At 54.5% G+C, this 15587-nt stretch carries 16 protein-coding genes, 1 tRNA gene and 2 pseudogenes; 4 read left to right on the forward strand and 15 right to left on the reverse strand.

Annotated features, from left to right (window positions below):
* Window positions 1-10 precede the first annotated feature (10 nt).
* The 14 genes from ACZ5FM_RS02735 to ACZ5FM_RS02800 all read right to left on the reverse strand — a co-directional run bounded on the left by ACZ5FM_RS02735 (window position 11) and on the right by ACZ5FM_RS02800 (window position 10811).
* Window positions 11-1630: a terminase large subunit gene (locus tag ACZ5FM_RS02735; protein WP_464039633.1), complete on the reverse strand. Its 1620-nt coding sequence runs from the start codon at window positions 1628-1630 to the stop codon at window positions 11-13.
* Window positions 1630-2022 (reverse strand): P27 family phage terminase small subunit, encoded by a 393-nt coding sequence (locus tag ACZ5FM_RS02740; protein ID WP_464039634.1) that lies wholly within the window; start codon window positions 2020-2022, stop codon window positions 1630-1632. Before ACZ5FM_RS02740 ends, ACZ5FM_RS02735 begins: the two co-directional genes overlap by 1 nt.
* On the reverse strand, window positions 2019-2336 hold the full coding sequence (locus ACZ5FM_RS02745; RefSeq protein WP_464039635.1) for a phage head closure protein: 318 nt from the start codon (window positions 2334-2336) through the stop codon (window positions 2019-2021). Before ACZ5FM_RS02745 ends, ACZ5FM_RS02740 begins: the two co-directional genes overlap by 4 nt.
* Window positions 2333-2764 carry a DUF3168 domain-containing protein gene (locus tag ACZ5FM_RS02750; RefSeq protein WP_464039636.1) on the reverse strand — a complete coding sequence of 144 codons (432 nt, stop codon included), beginning with the start codon at window positions 2762-2764 and terminating at the stop codon, window positions 2333-2335. The genes ACZ5FM_RS02745 and ACZ5FM_RS02750 overlap by 4 nt, the downstream gene beginning before the upstream one ends.
* A complete protein-coding gene (locus ACZ5FM_RS02755; protein WP_464039637.1) occupies window positions 2761-3186 on the reverse strand; it encodes an HK97-gp10 family putative phage morphogenesis protein in 426 nt (141 codons plus the stop codon). The genes ACZ5FM_RS02750 and ACZ5FM_RS02755 overlap by 4 nt, the downstream gene beginning before the upstream one ends.
* A complete protein-coding gene (locus ACZ5FM_RS02760) occupies window positions 3176-3478 on the reverse strand; it encodes a head-tail connector protein (protein ID WP_464039639.1) in 303 nt (100 codons plus the stop codon). The genes ACZ5FM_RS02755 and ACZ5FM_RS02760 overlap by 11 nt, the downstream gene beginning before the upstream one ends.
* The gene (locus tag ACZ5FM_RS02765) at window positions 3478-4101 is read right to left on the reverse strand and encodes a hypothetical protein (RefSeq protein ID WP_464039641.1); all 624 of its coding nucleotides are present in this window, start codon (window positions 4099-4101) and stop codon (window positions 3478-3480) included. The genes ACZ5FM_RS02760 and ACZ5FM_RS02765 overlap by 1 nt, the downstream gene beginning before the upstream one ends.
* The gene (locus tag ACZ5FM_RS02770; protein WP_464039642.1) at window positions 4098-4481 is read right to left on the reverse strand and encodes an HNH endonuclease; all 384 of its coding nucleotides are present in this window, start codon (window positions 4479-4481) and stop codon (window positions 4098-4100) included. The genes ACZ5FM_RS02765 and ACZ5FM_RS02770 overlap by 4 nt, the downstream gene beginning before the upstream one ends.
* Entirely contained in the window at window positions 4478-5095 is a 618-nt protein-coding gene (locus ACZ5FM_RS02775) for a hypothetical protein (RefSeq protein ID WP_464039643.1), read from the reverse strand. Before ACZ5FM_RS02775 ends, ACZ5FM_RS02770 begins: the two co-directional genes overlap by 4 nt.
* Window positions 5096-5098: 3 nt before the next feature.
* Complete coding sequence (locus ACZ5FM_RS02780) at window positions 5099-6655, reverse strand: phage major capsid protein (RefSeq protein ID WP_464039644.1); 1557 nt, start codon at window positions 6653-6655, stop codon at window positions 5099-5101.
* Window positions 6652-7044 carry a gene transfer agent family protein gene (locus tag ACZ5FM_RS02785; RefSeq protein ID WP_464039645.1) on the reverse strand — a complete coding sequence of 131 codons (393 nt, stop codon included), beginning with the start codon at window positions 7042-7044 and terminating at the stop codon, window positions 6652-6654. Before ACZ5FM_RS02785 ends, ACZ5FM_RS02780 begins: the two co-directional genes overlap by 4 nt.
* On the reverse strand, window positions 7041-8177 hold the full coding sequence (locus ACZ5FM_RS02790) for a phage portal protein (protein ID WP_464039647.1): 1137 nt from the start codon (window positions 8175-8177) through the stop codon (window positions 7041-7043). The genes ACZ5FM_RS02785 and ACZ5FM_RS02790 overlap by 4 nt, the downstream gene beginning before the upstream one ends.
* A gap of 184 nt (window positions 8178-8361) precedes the next feature.
* On the reverse strand, window positions 8362-10161 hold the full coding sequence (locus tag ACZ5FM_RS02795) for a DUF6538 domain-containing protein (protein WP_464039648.1): 1800 nt from the start codon (window positions 10159-10161) through the stop codon (window positions 8362-8364).
* Between the two features lie 245 nt (window positions 10162-10406).
* On the reverse strand, window positions 10407-10811 hold the full coding sequence (locus ACZ5FM_RS02800; protein ID WP_192487209.1) for a hypothetical protein: 405 nt from the start codon (window positions 10809-10811) through the stop codon (window positions 10407-10409).
* Window positions 10812-11076: 265 nt separating this feature from the next.
* Here ACZ5FM_RS02800 and ACZ5FM_RS02805 point away from each other — a divergent pair.
* The 3 genes and pseudogenes from ACZ5FM_RS02805 to ACZ5FM_RS02815 form a co-directional block, all read left to right on the forward strand.
* Window positions 11077-11153 (forward strand) — tRNA-Pro (locus tag ACZ5FM_RS02805).
* Between the two features lie 314 nt (window positions 11154-11467).
* Window positions 11468-11863 (forward strand): annotated as a pseudogene (locus ACZ5FM_RS02810) (flagellin N-terminal helical domain-containing protein); the annotation flags it as partial.
* A 1032-nt stretch (window positions 11864-12895) separates the two neighbouring features.
* Window positions 12896-13198 (forward strand): annotated as a pseudogene (locus ACZ5FM_RS02815) (flagellin); the annotation flags it as partial.
* Between the two features lie 35 nt (window positions 13199-13233).
* Here the strand turns inward: ACZ5FM_RS02815 and ACZ5FM_RS02820 are convergent.
* The gene (locus ACZ5FM_RS02820) at window positions 13234-14052 is read right to left on the reverse strand and encodes an alpha/beta fold hydrolase (RefSeq protein WP_464039650.1); all 819 of its coding nucleotides are present in this window, start codon (window positions 14050-14052) and stop codon (window positions 13234-13236) included.
* A 287-nt stretch (window positions 14053-14339) separates the two neighbouring features.
* Here ACZ5FM_RS02820 and ACZ5FM_RS02825 point away from each other — a divergent pair, with 287 nt between their 5' ends.
* Entirely contained in the window at window positions 14340-15389 is a 1050-nt protein-coding gene (locus tag ACZ5FM_RS02825) for a LacI family DNA-binding transcriptional regulator (protein WP_259145663.1), read from the forward strand.
* Window positions 15390-15587 lie beyond the last annotated feature (198 nt).

The raw sequence follows: 15587 nt of genomic DNA on the forward strand, positions 1-15587 counted from the left end.
CTCAAAACTCCTATGCTGCTCCCTTGAGGAAGGCGTCAAATTCATCTTCGGGGAGGTCATAGATTGACCGGGTGTTATTGCTCTGGATAGCGCGGGAAACGGCCATGGCGGCGGCAACAGCGCCGTCAATGCGATCTGTGCGTTTGTCTTTGTGCATGCGCACAAGGCCGGTATCGCCACGGCTGGCGACCACGGAATCAAAGTGGTGGCGAAGAACCGGATGGGCGTTGTGGCGGATCGTGCGCCCGTTGACGGTGCGTTCAAGGTCGCCGATTGCCGGTCCCATGGTGAGCGGTGCTTGTCGCATTTCAACAGCCGGCAAGCCGTCATCGTGAAGGCGCTGCATGGTCTTGCGCGCAAGGTAGGGATCGAATGCTATTTCGCGCACGTCATAGGTGGCGCAAAGATCACGGATATGTTGCTCAACCGCTTCCGGTTCGATGATCGGGCCATCAACGGCAATCACATGGCCGTCTGCCTTCCACTGCTCATACGGCACGGCATCTTTAACGGCTCTGGCCTTGAGATCATCACCGGGAACGAAGAACCACGGGTGCATGAAAATGCGTCCGTCGCTGTGCTTCCAAGCGGCCACGATGGCGGTCAAGTCGCCGTTGACGGACATATCAACGCCGAGATAGGCCGGGAGGGTTTCGAGGTCAGCTAAATCAAAATTGGTGTCGTGGCCTTGGTCATAGATGCCCATATCGAACAGGGGTTCGCGGGACGCACCCTGCCAAATATTCAGGTTGTATTGCAGGAAGGCGAAGCGCTCTTGCGGCCTGTCTCTGGCATCGGTGACAAGGTTCTCAAATTCCTCAATCGACACGAAGCCGTCAGCAAGGCCGGGGTTTGCCTTGTGCCATGTCGCCGGGTCATCCCATGCGTCATCCGGCTCTGCCATAAGCAGGACAGGAAGATATGAGGGATTGAATTTCTCACCTGTCGCGATCTTGCAGGCGTTCACATACTCATCATAAAGCAGGTTTTCATTACCAGCGCCCGCCGTGCTAGCTATGATGGTGAGGGGGCGCTTTTTCACGCGGGAGCTTTTAAGCGCTTCCCAAAGTTCCCGGTTTTTCCAGACGTGCAATTCGTCGGCAAGAATGAATGTAGGGGAAAGGCCATGCGCCTTACCGCCGTCTGAAGACAGGACTTCAAGCCCGCTCTTTTTCAGGTCGCAATTGATCAGACGCTTGCCGGTTTTGCTGCCGTAAATCTTCGTTGCTGAGACAAGGCGCTTATCTTCACGGATGATGCCTGCGGCTTCATTGAAAGCGATCTTGGCTTGATCGCTGTCTTTGGCTGCGAAGATGGCTTGTCCACCGGGAACGGCTTCAGGGCCGATGGTGTGAAGCAGGGCAAGGGCGGCGGCAAGTGTGGTCTTGCGGTTGCCGCGCGGCATCAAGAGCAGGACGGTTTTCACGATCATGTGGCCGTCGGGCGTGCGTGGGCCGTAGATGCGCCGGATAATGCGCTCTTGCCAGCGTGTCAGCGTGAAGGCACGTTTGGGCGCGCTGCTGGATGGATGGCGAAGCATGCGAAGGAAGCGCACTGCGCGCTCCCCGTAACCGAACGGGTCTTCAATAGGGCTGTTATCGAAAACCCATGTCGGGTAGGTGCTTGCCATCAAACAACAGCCAAGGGGTTGTCGTTGTCATCGTCGGCGGGACCGGCGTCACCAATGCGGGAACGGCTGGCGGGCATGAGGCCATATTCGGCGGCAAGCTGGCGGGCTGTCTGCATGTATCGGATTTGCAAACCGGCGAGTTTGATATCTGGGATGGGCATGCCTGCAAGTTGCTCTGTGATTTGCGTGACAAAACCAACAGCGGTGCAATAGCTTTCGATGCCTGCGAGATCGCCGGTTGTGATAACGCCGCGCTTTACAAGAACGGGAACAACGCGCCGCCATTCGGCCTTAGCGTGAGTGGAGAGGCGCTTAGGAGCGGATGGCAGTTTCGTAAGCGCGGTGCTGTCTTTCTGGATGGCGGGTTTCACGCCGCGATTATGGGCGCTCATTTCAGAACCTCCCCACGCAACTCAAGGGCTTCGAACCTGCCGAGTTCCTTGATTTCCTTGAGGCCGTAGGCGCTGCCGTTGTAGGTCACACGGTCGGCGGTTGTGATGCCAGGGCGATATCTGACACGGAAAATGATGCTGCCGGTTTCAGCTTCGCCGTAGCCGGTGAAAAACTCGGTGGCTGTCTGCTGGATGATTTCAGCCCAAACAACGGCAACAGTTGTCCACGCCTTCACCACGTCGCCGGAGGGTTTCACGGTTTCGGTCTGGCGTTCGATGGTAATCCGGCGGTCCATGTTCCCGATGTTGATCATGAAAGCCACCGGATAAGCGCCTCAACACTCACAATCGAATGACCATATTTCGGGTCAGGGTCGCGAACGTGGCGAATGTTCGTCACTTTGAAGTGGTCGCAATATGCGCCCGAAAGTTCCATTTCGGCGGACAGGTTGTATTTTGAAAGGGCGGCTGACACGGTGCCCGCAATCTCCTTTGCGGCATCCTGTCCAGCATCCAGCGTCCACGCATGCAGGTCGAGATAAACCCATGCAGCACTTTGGGCGCGGTAGTCGTTGCCGTGCAATTCGGTGTTGCCGTCAGACAGGATGATGCATGGCGTCTTATCTGGGCGGGTGCTGCCTGCGCGAATATTGGTTTCCGGCACAAGGTCCGTCACTTCCCGTTTGCTGATCAAGCGGGACCGGATGGCGGTTTGAAGTGTCAGAACGGGTTCGATGCTCATTTGCTGGTGCTGCCTTTCCACGCATCACGGATTGCCTTTCGGCCAGCCCGGTCGATGCGTTGCTGCGCGCGCTTGCGCTGAAGTCTGAAACCCGGCCAGAAAAACGGCTGCGCGTCGGTGTCGCTGGTGCCGTATTCGACAAGGTGGGGGTAACGGGTGTCGGTGTCGCCAACCGTCACGATCACCTCGTTCTCACCAGCAACACGGCTGCCGCCGGGTTGGCTGTAGGGTGGAGTGGACTGACCGGGCAGGGTGACGGTGATCGATTCCTTGAGCGCGCCGGTATCTTCCGGGGCAAGGGCTCGCTGCGTGGAGGCAATGTCATTTGCGGACGTTGCCAGCGCCTTCAAAACGGCATTTCGCGGGGCTTTCTTTACCCTGTCGAATGCCTTCATGAGATCATCCAAGCCGTCATTCGCCATCGTGAAACCACTTCTCACGGTAGCTATCGAGCGTCTGTGTGACCGTCTGGGGCGCGATCTGGGATGACATGCCGAACGTGGCGACGTTGCGCACCTCGTAATAGAAGGCGACAAGCCGGAGGATTGCCAGTTTCAACTCTGCCGGGAACGGGTCGATTTCAGTAAGCGGCTTGCCGATGTAGTTGGCGGCATATTGTTCTGCCGCTTCGATGTAGAGCATGATCAACGCGTCTTCTTCGCCGTGATCAATGCGCATGTGCTGCTTGGCAAGCTCTGGTGTGATGCCAGTCATTAGGCTACTTCCTGTGAAAAAGTTATATTCGGGATTTCTCGCGCGGTGCTCCCCGCGCCGGTCCCCTCGAAAGGCGCAAAGTCTCTGGATACCCCCCCTTCAATGTCCCTTGCAGGCAAAGCGGCATCCCGATTAGATTGTCCGCAGAGAAAAACGACAACCGGGGATTCGGCACGATGGATCTGGCGCATGTCAATGAAGTATTGGGGCTTGCTTCTAGCGCAGTCGGCCTTACCGGTAAGGCGGCGGGAACAATTCAGACGATTAAAGCGCTGTTCGACTCCGGCAAGCCTGACCAAAGTGGCGAAGCAGGGAAGCTGATAAACGCATTGGCGGCGGAGCTGACTGCGGCCAACATCATGAACGTTCAACTGAGCGAAGGTCTTCGAGCGCTTAGCCAAGAACTTCGGCGGCTTGATGAGTTCGAAACGGAAAAGGCCCGTTACGAGATATTCCATACTCGACAGAATGATATCGTTTTCAGGCTTAAAGCTGAGGTCGCCAATGGAGAACGAGAGCATTTTATCTGCCCGGTCTGCCTTAACAGGGACAGGCTTATTAGTTTCCTGCAAGGAAACGGTGACTACAGGCGATGCCAAACGGATAGCAACCACGTATTTCAATTTGCCGATACCCCGCTGCCCAGCAGGAGTGGAGGCGGTTGGATGGCGTGATGCTCCTGCCGTTGTTTGATTGAGTTGTGGCAGAGTTGGCAAAGCGGTTGCCAATTGGCGCGCGTCCAGAACAGTCGGTTGTCGCCACGGTGCGGAATGACGTGATCGACAACGCAAGCGGCATTGCCGCACAGGCGGCATGATGGGTGCGCTTGCAGGTATTCGGCACGGGCTTTGCGCCATTCGTGATTATATCCGCGCTTGGCGGCGGTCGGGCGCTGGCGGTCGTGGCGTGCATTGCGTTCGCGTTTAAGCTTGCGCTGGCACTCACATGGAACGCCGTGGGGAACGATACTGCCGCAAACGCAAATCCGGGGCGGGCGGTTCATTGCTGCCTCCCTGCGCCTCTGAGAGCGTGAAGGCCGGAGCGGTCAAATTCAGGGTCGAGGCCATCAGACGCGATGCGTTCGGACAGGTCTTCAAAGTTGGTTTCTGATTGGTCGTCTTTGTCGGAGCCACCGTGAATAGCTTTGAGCTTTTCGAGGTGGGCACGGTATGCCCTGTCGATTTCTGTCGGGGTGGAGTTCCACGCCTGTTCCGGGGTGTATTCAAGCCAGCCGGTTGCACGATCAAACAATGCAGCGAAAACTTCTGCCCATGTAACGGGCTTGCCGGTTGTAGGCTTATTCTTTGCGTGTGGTTCGGGTGCCGGGGTCAGAGCTGATACTAATTCGGCCAGCGGTGCGCGCACGGCCAGATAGAAGGGGAGAAGCGGCTTTCCAACGAGTGAAGACAGGAAAGCCGCCGCATCCTGACGGCTCGTCGCAGACATCAGGATGATTTCAGAAATGATTGTAAGATTGAGGTCTTCAACCGCCTGATAGACGGCAGGAAGGCCAAACCGGTATTCAAGGGAGGTAGCGGCGCGCAAGGTCGGACGAAGGGTCACGGTGTTGCCACCATGGCGAACTTCGACCTGCTCGTATGCGCGCCGTTTGATCATGGATTATGCCGCGATCTTCAACTTGATCAGGGCTTCGCCCATAACCACCTTGCCACCGACACGGCGACGGCCACCGAAGACAACAATATCCTCGCCGAAGCGGGTGTTGTAGTCAGCAAACGGCTCAAAGGTGATGCGATCTGTGATCAGATAGCCGCGATTGAAATCACCGAAGATAATCGGCGTTTCGTCCGCGCTTGCGTCCGGCATGAAGTCACATTCATAGACCGGTTTGCCAAGCAGCAGACCGGGCTGGCCAGCCTGAAGACCAGACTGCCAAAGCAGATTGCCGTCGCTGTCTCGAAGGCCACGCACGGCGCGCATGGTCCTGCGGTTCATGAGCCAGGAACCATTCAACGCATACGCCGATTTCACCCCATACAGAACATCAAGCAAGCTATCTGCCGAGATAAGTGACCCGGCGGGGATACTCTCAACGTCGGTCGAGGTAAGAATACCTTCTGCCTGAGTTGTGCCATCGCCGGTGACAAACCATTCGTTTTCAAGAGTGCTGAATTCAGAGCTGATATGGTTCTGAAGGTAAGAGCCGAGATTAACTGCGTTATCTTCGAGAGCGGTTCGCGAAACAGGCGTCATAACGCCCATGGCGAAATTCTTGATATCGATCTGTTCGAACGACGGTTCGGAGGACGGCTTAGCCTGCACTTCAGTGACGCTGCCGGGTTGAACGCGGTTGACCAGTCGAGGAATCTGAAACAAGGCGCTTCCGACTGTAACGACTGTGGCAAGTTGGCGAACCGGGGAGACAGGGCGAAGCTTTTCAAGAATCGTAGTCGAGAATTCATCCCAAACTAGATTATCAGCGGTGCCGGGTGCTGCGACCGTGAGAGCTTTCTTTTCTAGAAGCGCCTGCCGGACTTCCGTTTCGAATGCCTTCACTTCGTTGCCGTTGTCGTTAACGGCCTTCGGATGGTTGTTATTCGCGCTAGATGGGCGGCGATTAAGCTTTGCCTGCATGGTGGCGATTTCGTGTTTGAGCGCCTTGATTTCTTCTGCACTCACAACCGGGTCGGCAACTGCCTCCGGCTTTTTCTGCTCTGCATTTTCCATTTCGGTGTTTTCCTGTTCAACGTTGATCGGGTGAGATTTCGTTTCAGTGATGCGCGCGTCTGGATGCACCGGGCGCTTGCAAAGGCTGATTTCATTGATGGTGAGGGCTGTGAGGACGCGCCCGCCTTCTGGGCGTGCCTTGGCTTCATGAAGGCGATATCCGATGGACAGGCCGCGCATTGTGCCGCGTTGCAGGGCAAGGCGTGCTTGCCGTGCTGGTTCGATGCCTTCCACAAACAGACGGCCTTTAACCTCAAGCCCTTTGTCCGTGACGGCATAGGTTTCCCAGACGCCAACAACGCTCTTTTGCTCATGCTCCACGATCATCGGGACACGGCCAGCAAAGCTGAATGCGGTGGGTTCAATAAGATCGCCGTAGCTGTCGGGCTGACCGAACGGCCATGCGATGCCGGTTACAGTGCCGGTGTCGTCAATCGAGACTTCAGCCTTGATTTCGAGATTGCCGGTTTCAATTGCGGTGGCTGTCATGCAGCCACCTGCTTCAAGCTTTCATTGATGGCGGCGCTCATATCGCCGGTTACTGCGGCGTGTCGGATTTCGGTCTGGGGTTCTTCATCCTTGCCGAAAAACAGGGTGGTGATAACGCCATCGGCAACGCTGAAAACTTCAGCCAATGGCCTGCCGACTACATAGACGGACACAAGGCGGTCGGCTTCCTGCGGGGCAGTGCCGCCGCCAATCAAGCCAAGCCGGAGGATTTCGGAAACGTCTGTGAAGCTGTAATTGATATCGCGGAACCGGCGAAACAGTGCGCCGATGCCGTGACCGGTTTTTGCCTCCAGTTCCATAATCAAGTCACGGGTCGGGAAGGCGAAAGCTTTCTCGCCGTCGCCAAAAAAGGCGCGGTGTTCGCTCATTCGGTGGGTTCCTTTTCAGGTGCCGGGATTGGTGTTGCGCCGGACGTGGTGTGAGGGTTGACCAACTCATTCCCACCGGGCAGGGGAGACATGTTGAGGATTGCGCGTGCTTCGTTTGGCGACATGACGCGATTGGTGACAAGTGCCGTGATATTGGCGGTGCGGCTTGCAGCGTCGGCGCGCATAAGGTCATCAGTCGTAAATTCAAACCAATGATCGTCTTGTTCGGATTCTGTCAGAAGGGCAGTTGCAAGCGCTTCCTGCCAACGGTCCAACCACGGGCGAAGGCAGAGCTGAAGGAAGCTTGCGCCCATCTTTTCGGCGTTGCTCCACGTTGCGCGGTCAAGCTGAAACAGCAGGTGCGGGGGGACGCCAAAAACACGGGCAATTTCGTTGATTTGCTCAAGCCGGTTTTCGACATACTGGCTATCTGTCGATGTGAGAGCGGGGGCGTTATACTTCCAACCACCCTCCATAATAAGTGGATCGCCGGTTGTGCCTTGCATCCACCTTCGGAAGCTCTTACGCATGTTTAAGATCGCGGCTGCGCCTGCTTCGTTACCCAGACCTTTTTCATTCGAGATCACGGCATTTGGACGCGCGCCCGAAGTGAAGAATTTCGAGCCGTGGCTTTCCAGAACGGAGGCAAGGCCAATAGCTTTGCTACCAAAATGTGTCGGTGAGCGATTGAGGAATGAAGCAATATGAAGAATTTCAGTGTGCGAATGTTCGTAAGAGCCGCCATTCTCTGAAACGCGATAGATTGGTGGGGAGGCGCCTAAACTGTCCTCAATCACCGACACAGTGTCGGGGCGGAGGCGGATAAGTTCAAACGGGCGTCCGTCTGCATATCGGACAACACGCGCAAATCCGTTGCCATAGATCAGGGCGTCAGAGGTAAGCTGCGTGCGAATTGTGCCTGCGCCGGTCCATTCGTTCGCCCGTTTGTGGACGATTTTATGAGCGGTGTGTGCCTTGGCAACTTCCTTGACGTTCGCATGCTCCCGGTAGAGCTTTACTGGAAGGGAACCAATCGTTTCTGAAATGAGGCGGATAGCTTGTAGAACTGCTGGGATTTCTAAGGCGGAGGTGCCGGTTACTTGCGTGACGTTGTGAGGATTACCCCCAAACATCTCCCGAATGTCAGGATCGGATAACGGAATAGATTTCTGTTCCGTTTCCTCTGTCCTGCTTTTAACACCACGCCACAATCGCATAAGGATAATAGTCCTAGAAAAATCTAGGAATATTATCCCACTTTAAGATTCCCATGTGAATCCCAAAAATCAGCAAAAATGATGATTTTTGAGAAAAATATCAAAATAAATGATCAATATTCAATCCGGGGTATGAGATTGCGTTGATCAGTTCGGCACGCTGTTCAAGCATACCCTGCGGCAATATCCCGTAACCCCGCGTCACCTTATTGCCGGACTGGTGGCCGAAAATGTAACCGAATTGTTCATCCAGATAACCGGCACGTCGCATGGCATCGAATGCGCCATGACGGAAACTGTAAAGGGATATACCGCGTCCAATCTTGAGGCCAATCCTTGTCAGGTAACGGCCAAACTCCCGGCTGTAGTCTGCTATCATTTGGCCGCGCTCATTGCGTTGCGCCTGCGGAAACAGGCGGGTCTGCCCCGCATTCTTCATACTGTCATGATACTTCTTGAAACCAAGGCGGATAAGTTCGCTGTGGATTGGCACAACGCGGCGGGAACCGACATTCTTCACGCTTTTGCCGGTTTCTTCGCCATCATCGGTTTCTGTGATTTCCATGATCCAATGGCCGTGTTCCTGTCGCACGTCCGAAACCAGAAGCTGCGCAATTTCCGATGGTCGTGCGCCAGAGTAGAGCATGATCAACGGCACCCAAAAACGGTGATCGCGTATCAGGACGTGACCCGGCTTGTTCCAGAAACGGGGAGCTTCGTCACTCTCGCAACCTGTGAACAGTGGCGATTGAAACAAGGTATTCATCTGTTCGATGGTGAAGGGCAATGCCTTCTTTTTCTTATCCTTTGCCAGCGACATGCCGTCTGTGGGATTTGCATCAATGTAGCCATGCGCCACTAGCCAGCTACAGAATGCGCCAAGGCTGGAAAGATATCGGTTTACGGTGCGGGAGTTGAGGACAGGTTTTCCGACTGTCTCATTGTGCTTCACGATCTGGGCAATCTTCATCCCGGCAAAGGCTTTGGTTTCTGTGGCCTTGACCGGGTATTTGATCAAAAGCGATTTCCACTCGCGGACGGCCTTCTTGTCGATACGATGCACGGGGTAGGTGCTGCCGACATAATCAACCAAGGTTCCGATATCGCGGCGTGCCTGTGCTAAGGTGTCCTGTGTGACGCTGTTGGGGTTTTCGCGCTCATATATCGCGAAGACTTCCATGATGGATTCACCGGGGGCGGCTCTCTCGCGTGTGTTGCTGGTGGCAGGCTTTAAAATAGGGTCGGATGGTGTGCCGCTATAATCGCCTTTGTCGCGCTCAAGGCTGCGTTTCAATCCTTCAATCTCTGCCCGAATCATCTGGTGAGCGGTGTCCTTCCAATCCGGACTAGGGGCGTCCATGAGAAGTTTGCTAGCGTCGGCATAAGCGTCAACCTCATGGGCGATCAGTGCTGTTTCGCCGGTCATTAGCTGCTTCTGTAGGGCATCCAGTTTTGTGCGCCGTGTATGTTCGTCAAACTGGCGGGCGTTCTTCATGACCTCAAGGTCAAGGGTGGCGTCAAAGATTGTGAGCGGGTCGGTGTTCGGGATTTCACCGGCATTGGCGCGATCAATGATCTTTGTCTTTTCTGCCTCAATGTCGGCGGGTGTCGGCATGTCGCGGCGGGCTTGGTCGTCGCGTTGCAAAACCGTTGTATAGTGCTGCCAGACAGCGACGGCTTTGTCATCCGGGGTGATGTTGCGGCGTGATCGAATATCGTCAAACTGACGATTCCATTCTTCAACTAGCGGCCACATTTTACGCTTGGCTTCCGCCTCGTCTTTTGTGCCAAGTGCCTTCACTAACTCCTTCTTGCCGACGATTTCGACAAGATCAACAGGAACGCGCACCCGTGCATAATAGCTCGCGCCACGCCGGAGAAGAAAACTCACTCTTGCCATAACTGCCCCACTTGGATGGTCCGTGTGTTACAGTCGTGTGTTACAATTTTCGCGGAAATAGATCAATAAAAACAGATAAATAAAAGAAATCAGAAGGCTGAATAATTTTGGATTAAAATCCTGGCGCCCCAGCCACATTTTTCAAGATGATTTTGCGTTTGAAGTCTGCTGATCAATCGGTCTGGCAGCGTCAATAACATCACGGCCCCGATGTTACTGCGGGGCCGTATTGGTCGTTGTATGTATTACTCAGCAGTCAGGAATTCTGCGCAGTAGCTCGGGCCGTTCACGCCTGGGCGGTCGGCAACCGGGCGGATCGAGCGGATGGTGTAATCTTCTGAAGCTGTGATCTGCACTGTACAAGACAGGTAGAGTGTGCGGGCTGGTGCAGTCTGCTTGCCGCGCTTGCCGTCCTTGGTCTGCTCAAATTGCGCAGGAACGCGTGTGTTCTTGTATCCGCCGCGCCATGTGTAAAGCGTTTCGCTGCCAGATGCCGTGTCGCTGATCGGCGGGCCGTATTTTGCAAAAAATACGCCTGCGGACTGTCCCTTCCAGCGGCTTTCGATTGGGTTCGTTGCTGGCAGTGACGTTGTTGTGCAGGCGGTGAGGGCAACAGCCAGCCCTGCCAGCATTACGCTGCGAAATCGCATGGTCGAGATCCTTTTGAATTTTGTCCGGCTGATTGCCGTGTATGTGCGTCGCCTAGCAGATTTGTTGCGTCGAATGGAGTGTTTTGCGAGTGCTAATGTGCGATTTATTGACGGAATTGCTTTTTTGTAACGTTTGCAGCCGGCTGAAAATTGCGGATGCGCAGGCCCAAACGAAATGAGCAAAGAACCATCATAAAATTTACACAAAAGCTGCGTTGTCCGCTTGTGGAACGTTTTAGGCTGGTCTATAGAGTGCCGCAGGTAACGGAGTGTAGCGCAGTCTGGTAGCGCATCTGGTTTGGGACCAGAGGGTCGGGAGTTCGAATCTCTCCACTCCGACCATTTTATCCCATAAAATCAAATATTTTGACCTGCCATGTTTGGGTTGGCGTGTTATTTTTTTCGCCTCTGCGCACAGTTTGCAAACACGCTTTTTGCTCTTCCCAGATCAATAACTCATGGCTTGATGCCAGAGTGGTGTCGGTCGGTTGCGCTCTTATTCAACCATAGTGTTTGATGCCGCCAATAGCGTAAAAATTATCACCGTTTTAACCTCTTGGCGCCTTGGTTAACGAGTTGTTAACCATGTTCGGTTGTATTGCATGCAACCTCTCATAGCTCATGACGAGCATCTCACAATTTTCCCATGAGCTATTATGACCAGCATTCTTACGAACGTTGGAGCGATGTCTGCACTCCAGACGTTGCGCGCCATCGATTCCAGTCTTCGGCAAGCACAGAACGAGACCTCTTCTGGTCTGCGTATTTCGTCTGCGTCTGACAATGCTGCCTACTGGTCGATTGCGACCACCATGCGATCGGACAACATGGCGCTGTCTGCCGTCAGCGATGCTCTGGGTCTTGGCGCTGCAAAGGTTGATACGGCCTATGCTGGAACCAGTTCGGTTGTTGATGTGCTCAAACAGTTCAAGGCCCGTCTGGTGGCTGCGAAGGAAGAGGGCTTGGACCGCTCCAAGATCCAGGAAGAGTTGACGCAGTTGAATGCGCAGGCCGAGAGCATCGTGGCGTCTTCAAGCTTCAGCGGTGCCAACTGGCTGAACACCGACGCGACAACCCATCTGATGGAAACGGACAGCCTGACATCATCAGTGGTTTCCGCTTTCGTCAGATCAAGCGACGGTTCGGTTGCGGTGAAGACGACAGAGGTCGATCTGAAAAGCATCAGCATGCTTAATGCCGGCGGCGGCGGCATTCTGCAGAAAGATCTCGGCGGCGTGAGCGACATGGGCGGTTTTGCCAATGCCAACATGAATGCCTCTGCCCATAACGGCCATGAAACCCACGAATTTACAGGGCCTGCCACGTTTGATGTCGCCGACTTCATCGAGTTTTCGGTGTTGATCGACGCCTTCGACACCGACGCCGGTGTAACGGTCAACAATTTGAGAATAGACAAGAGCGTAATTGATAACGCCCTTGGTACGACCACCGGCACCATCAACAATGCCTACGACATGACACGTGTGTTGCAGCAGGTGTTTGATGATAACAGCGTTCCCTTGTGGGCCGTAAGACCTCCGGCTTATACATCCTTCGGTAACTCTGCCACCCGCTTCGAAATCGGTTCGCTTGAAACATCAGGGCATAATGGTTCCAGCGTGGACATTGTCGGGGTAACCTCCAGTTTCGCGGTGGGACATCCAGCGGGTTTTGCGCTGGGGCTCGAGGATGCGCCGTCCAACAATCACGACAACATGTTCCCCAAGGGCACTCTTAGCTTCACCGAAGGCTTCACGGTTTCGGCAACTGCGGAAATCCGCTTTGACGTTGAGGTCAATGGCGGTGGCGTGCAGACAATGCTCATAAACAAGGCAACCGTTGATGCGGCCCTTGGCACAACAGATGGATATATTGGCGACCGCCACGAACTGGCGACTGTGCTTGCCTATGTAACGGCAGGTACCGGCGTCACGGTCATATCCAATGATCTGGAATATCCAGGCGTTGTCGTCTTCATGGCAGACCCGGCGATGTATCCCGAGGCCGGAAACCGGGCAGCAAGGTTCAACGTTTCAAACGTGCGCACCAACCTGCCATTCTCGCTGGATTTTGACCTTGCCGAGATCGATGTCACCTCCAGCCGCTTCAAGATCGACAAATACATTGAGGGTGTTGAGCACATGTTGCGCGAGGCGATTGACAGCGCCGCGACACTTGGAGCGCTTTCCATGCGTATCGACATGCAGAGCGGATTCGCCAATCGGCTTTCCCAGTCTATCAGTCAGGGCATCGGCCGGCTTGTCGATGCCGACATGAATGAGGTCTCGACGCGGTTGAAAGCGCTCCAGACACAGCAGCAATTGGCAATCCAGGCGCTGTCGATTGCCAACTCCAACTCCGAAAATATCGCGCAGCTGTTCCGCTGATCAACCGGCAAACTGAGATCGTGGATGCCAAACCGTCATGCCATTGGATGACGCTTGAGGAAGTCAGTGACAGCTTGCCGAAACAGCGGGTGGGATGTGGCGTTGCCGTGAGTGGCGCCGTCAATTTCCACATGCTCGATTTGCGGGATGCGGCTCTTGAGTTCCCGCATGGCTTCCGCCTGCCAGTCCAGTGAACCGATAATGCCGAGAACCGGTAGCGACGTCCTTTCGATACTCGCCTTCATCTCCTCAACGGTCACAATATGGTCCGGCATTGAGCGTTTGATGGCGGAAAGAGACAATGCATCCTTGCCCGCGAGCCTCTGGCGCGAAATCTCGATAACCTCCTCTGGGCCGGGTTTGGGCGAACCAGTCCACATGCGCAATATGTGCTTGGTCATTGCACCATTGGCCAGTTCATCCGCCTCGTCAGAAATCGCCTGAAGTTCTGCGGCCGTAAAATTCCAGCGTCCGACCCCGCCACCAAGTGTCAGGCTTGCCATACGCTCGGGCGCGATAGTCAGTGTTTGAGCGGCGATATGCGCACCAAGCGAATAGGCTAGAATATGCGCGCGTTCTAGCTTCAGATGATCCATCAGACGCAACACATCCAGCGCCATTTCCCGGCCGTAGTCTTCGCGGCGATGCAGGCTTTGGCTGTTGCCATGGCCGCGATTATCGAGTGCGATGACGCGAAACTGGCTCGGCAAGGAGTCTAATACGCCATCTTTGCCCCACTGGGTGGCGGTGCTGGAGGTATAGCCATGGGTCAGAATAACCGGTTCGCCTTCGCCAGCTTCACCAAAAGCAAGGCGGGCATTGCCGGAGTGGAAAAAATGATCTGTGGTAATCATATGCGTGTTCATTTCCGTAAAATTGTTTGCGAATACTCTACGATATTTTGAAGGGACGAAAACTAGTTTCCATCACTTGCGTGCAATACAGTGTTTGGTTTGGTTTATGATGATTTAATACTGTACCCCCATTTATGGGGGTGTGGCACGTAATGCGTTTTCTTTTAAATATTATGAACAGAAGCGATTCAATTTCCGGCCGATAATATTCAATCTACAACGTTGCAGTTTGAAAATGCGGTTAAAATAGGGTAATTAAACTGGGATCGTTCTCCAGAGGTGCATGATTGACATTACGCAACAAACGCACGGCGCGTGAAAAGATTACCTTGCAGCACGTCGCAGAAAAAGCTGGTGTCAGTGCAATAACCGTTTCAAGAGCATTGCGGGAGCCGGACAAGGTTTCCGAGACGTTGCGTGAGATGATTCTGCAAATTGTAGCGGAAATGGGTTACGTTCCGGATCTCGCAGCGCGGGCCCTCGCGCGTGGCAGCAGTGGTTTCATTGGCGTGCTTGTTCCATCCCTGTCACATGCTGCCGTACTGAGTGTGGTGCGTGGCATCGAGGAGCGGGTGAGGGGCAGTGATTACAGCATTCAATATGCCAATACCCATTATGATCTGGCCGAAGAAATTGCCAAGATCCGCCTGTTTGCCGCGCAGCGTCCGGCCGGTATCATTCTGGCCGGGGTAGAAGATCACGGCAGTATGGAAGCGCTCATGCGCGAGGCCGCATGCCCCATCGTGCAAACCGTTGATGTCAGTTTTCCATTATCGGAATTTGCAGTGGCGATTGACCATCGGAGTGCAGCACGAGCCGCAACACGGCATATGCTGGCACAGGGCTATCGTCGTTTCGCACTGATCGGTGGCGGCAATGATTTCCGCGTCCGACAGCGCCAGATGGGCTATTGCGAGGCGATGCGCGATGCTGGCCTATACGACGAAAAACTGGTGATCTGGGAGGATACGCCGCCAAGCCCAAGGCTGGGCTCTCGCCTTGCGCGCGCTTTCATTGAGGCCGTGCCGGATGCCGATGGCGTTTTATGTCATAGCGATGATGTGGCGTTGGGTGTTATTTTTGAGGCTCAACGTCTCGGCATCCGTATCCCCGAAGATTTCGGAATCTGTGGTTTTAACGATTTGGACTTTGCGAGCGTTACTGAACCGCCGCTGACGACGGTGCGTATTCCGCGTTTCGAGATGGGCTACCGCGCTGCCGACATGCTGCTGACGCTGGCGGCAGGAAAAAAGGTTGAGGAGAAAATCGTCAGCCTCGACTATCAGTTTGTCGAGCGGCAAACCACGCGGCGACTACGCAGCCCTGTATCAATTTGAAATAAGTCTCTGAACTGCTCTGGAACCTTTTCCATCGCCCTGTCGTTATTTATTCGAACAAGCAAGGAGGTAGAAACATGTTAAGAGCAATGCTTCTGTGGGCCATGGGCGTACCGTTTGTTGTTGTGCTTTTGATCTGGATGTTCTTCCTGCACTAGCAGGAATACTTGAAGATCTCCAAACCAAGCGCGGTATGCC

The sequence above is a fragment of the Agrobacterium sp. 5Ca50 genome (assembly GCF_055381905.1).

What these genes read in the sequence shown, in the direction of transcription:
- ACZ5FM_RS02735 (WP_464039633.1), bottom strand. Translation starts at nt 1,630, where the DNA reads ATGGCAAGCACCTACCCGACATGGGTTTTCGATAACAGCCCTATTGAA.
- ACZ5FM_RS02740 (WP_464039634.1), bottom strand. Translation starts at nt 2,022, where the DNA reads ATGAGCGCCCATAATCGCGGCGTGAAACCCGCCATCCAGAAAGACAGC.
- ACZ5FM_RS02745 (WP_464039635.1), bottom strand. Translation starts at nt 2,336, where the DNA reads ATGATCAACATCGGGAACATGGACCGCCGGATTACCATCGAACGCCAG.
- ACZ5FM_RS02750 (WP_464039636.1), bottom strand. Translation starts at nt 2,764, where the DNA reads ATGAGCATCGAACCCGTTCTGACACTTCAAACCGCCATCCGGTCCCGC.
- ACZ5FM_RS02755 (WP_464039637.1), bottom strand. Translation starts at nt 3,186, where the DNA reads ATGGCGAATGACGGCTTGGATGATCTCATGAAGGCATTCGACAGGGTA.
- ACZ5FM_RS02760 (WP_464039639.1), bottom strand. Translation starts at nt 3,478, where the DNA reads ATGACTGGCATCACACCAGAGCTTGCCAAGCAGCACATGCGCATTGAT.
- ACZ5FM_RS02770 (WP_464039642.1), bottom strand. Translation starts at nt 4,481, where the DNA reads ATGAACCGCCCGCCCCGGATTTGCGTTTGCGGCAGTATCGTTCCCCAC.
- ACZ5FM_RS02775 (WP_464039643.1), bottom strand. Translation starts at nt 5,095, where the DNA reads ATGATCAAACGGCGCGCATACGAGCAGGTCGAAGTTCGCCATGGTGGC.
- ACZ5FM_RS02780 (WP_464039644.1), bottom strand. Translation starts at nt 6,655, where the DNA reads ATGACAGCCACCGCAATTGAAACCGGCAATCTCGAAATCAAGGCTGAA.
- ACZ5FM_RS02785 (WP_464039645.1), bottom strand. Translation starts at nt 7,044, where the DNA reads ATGAGCGAACACCGCGCCTTTTTTGGCGACGGCGAGAAAGCTTTCGCC.
- ACZ5FM_RS02790 (WP_464039647.1), bottom strand. Translation starts at nt 8,177, where the DNA reads ATGTTTGGGGGTAATCCTCACAACGTCACGCAAGTAACCGGCACCTCC.
- ACZ5FM_RS02795 (WP_464039648.1), bottom strand. Translation starts at nt 10,161, where the DNA reads ATGGCAAGAGTGAGTTTTCTTCTCCGGCGTGGCGCGAGCTATTATGCA.
- ACZ5FM_RS02800 (WP_192487209.1), bottom strand. Translation starts at nt 10,811, where the DNA reads ATGCGATTTCGCAGCGTAATGCTGGCAGGGCTGGCTGTTGCCCTCACC.
- ACZ5FM_RS02820 (WP_464039650.1), bottom strand. Translation starts at nt 14,052, where the DNA reads ATGATTACCACAGATCATTTTTTCCACTCCGGCAATGCCCGCCTTGCT.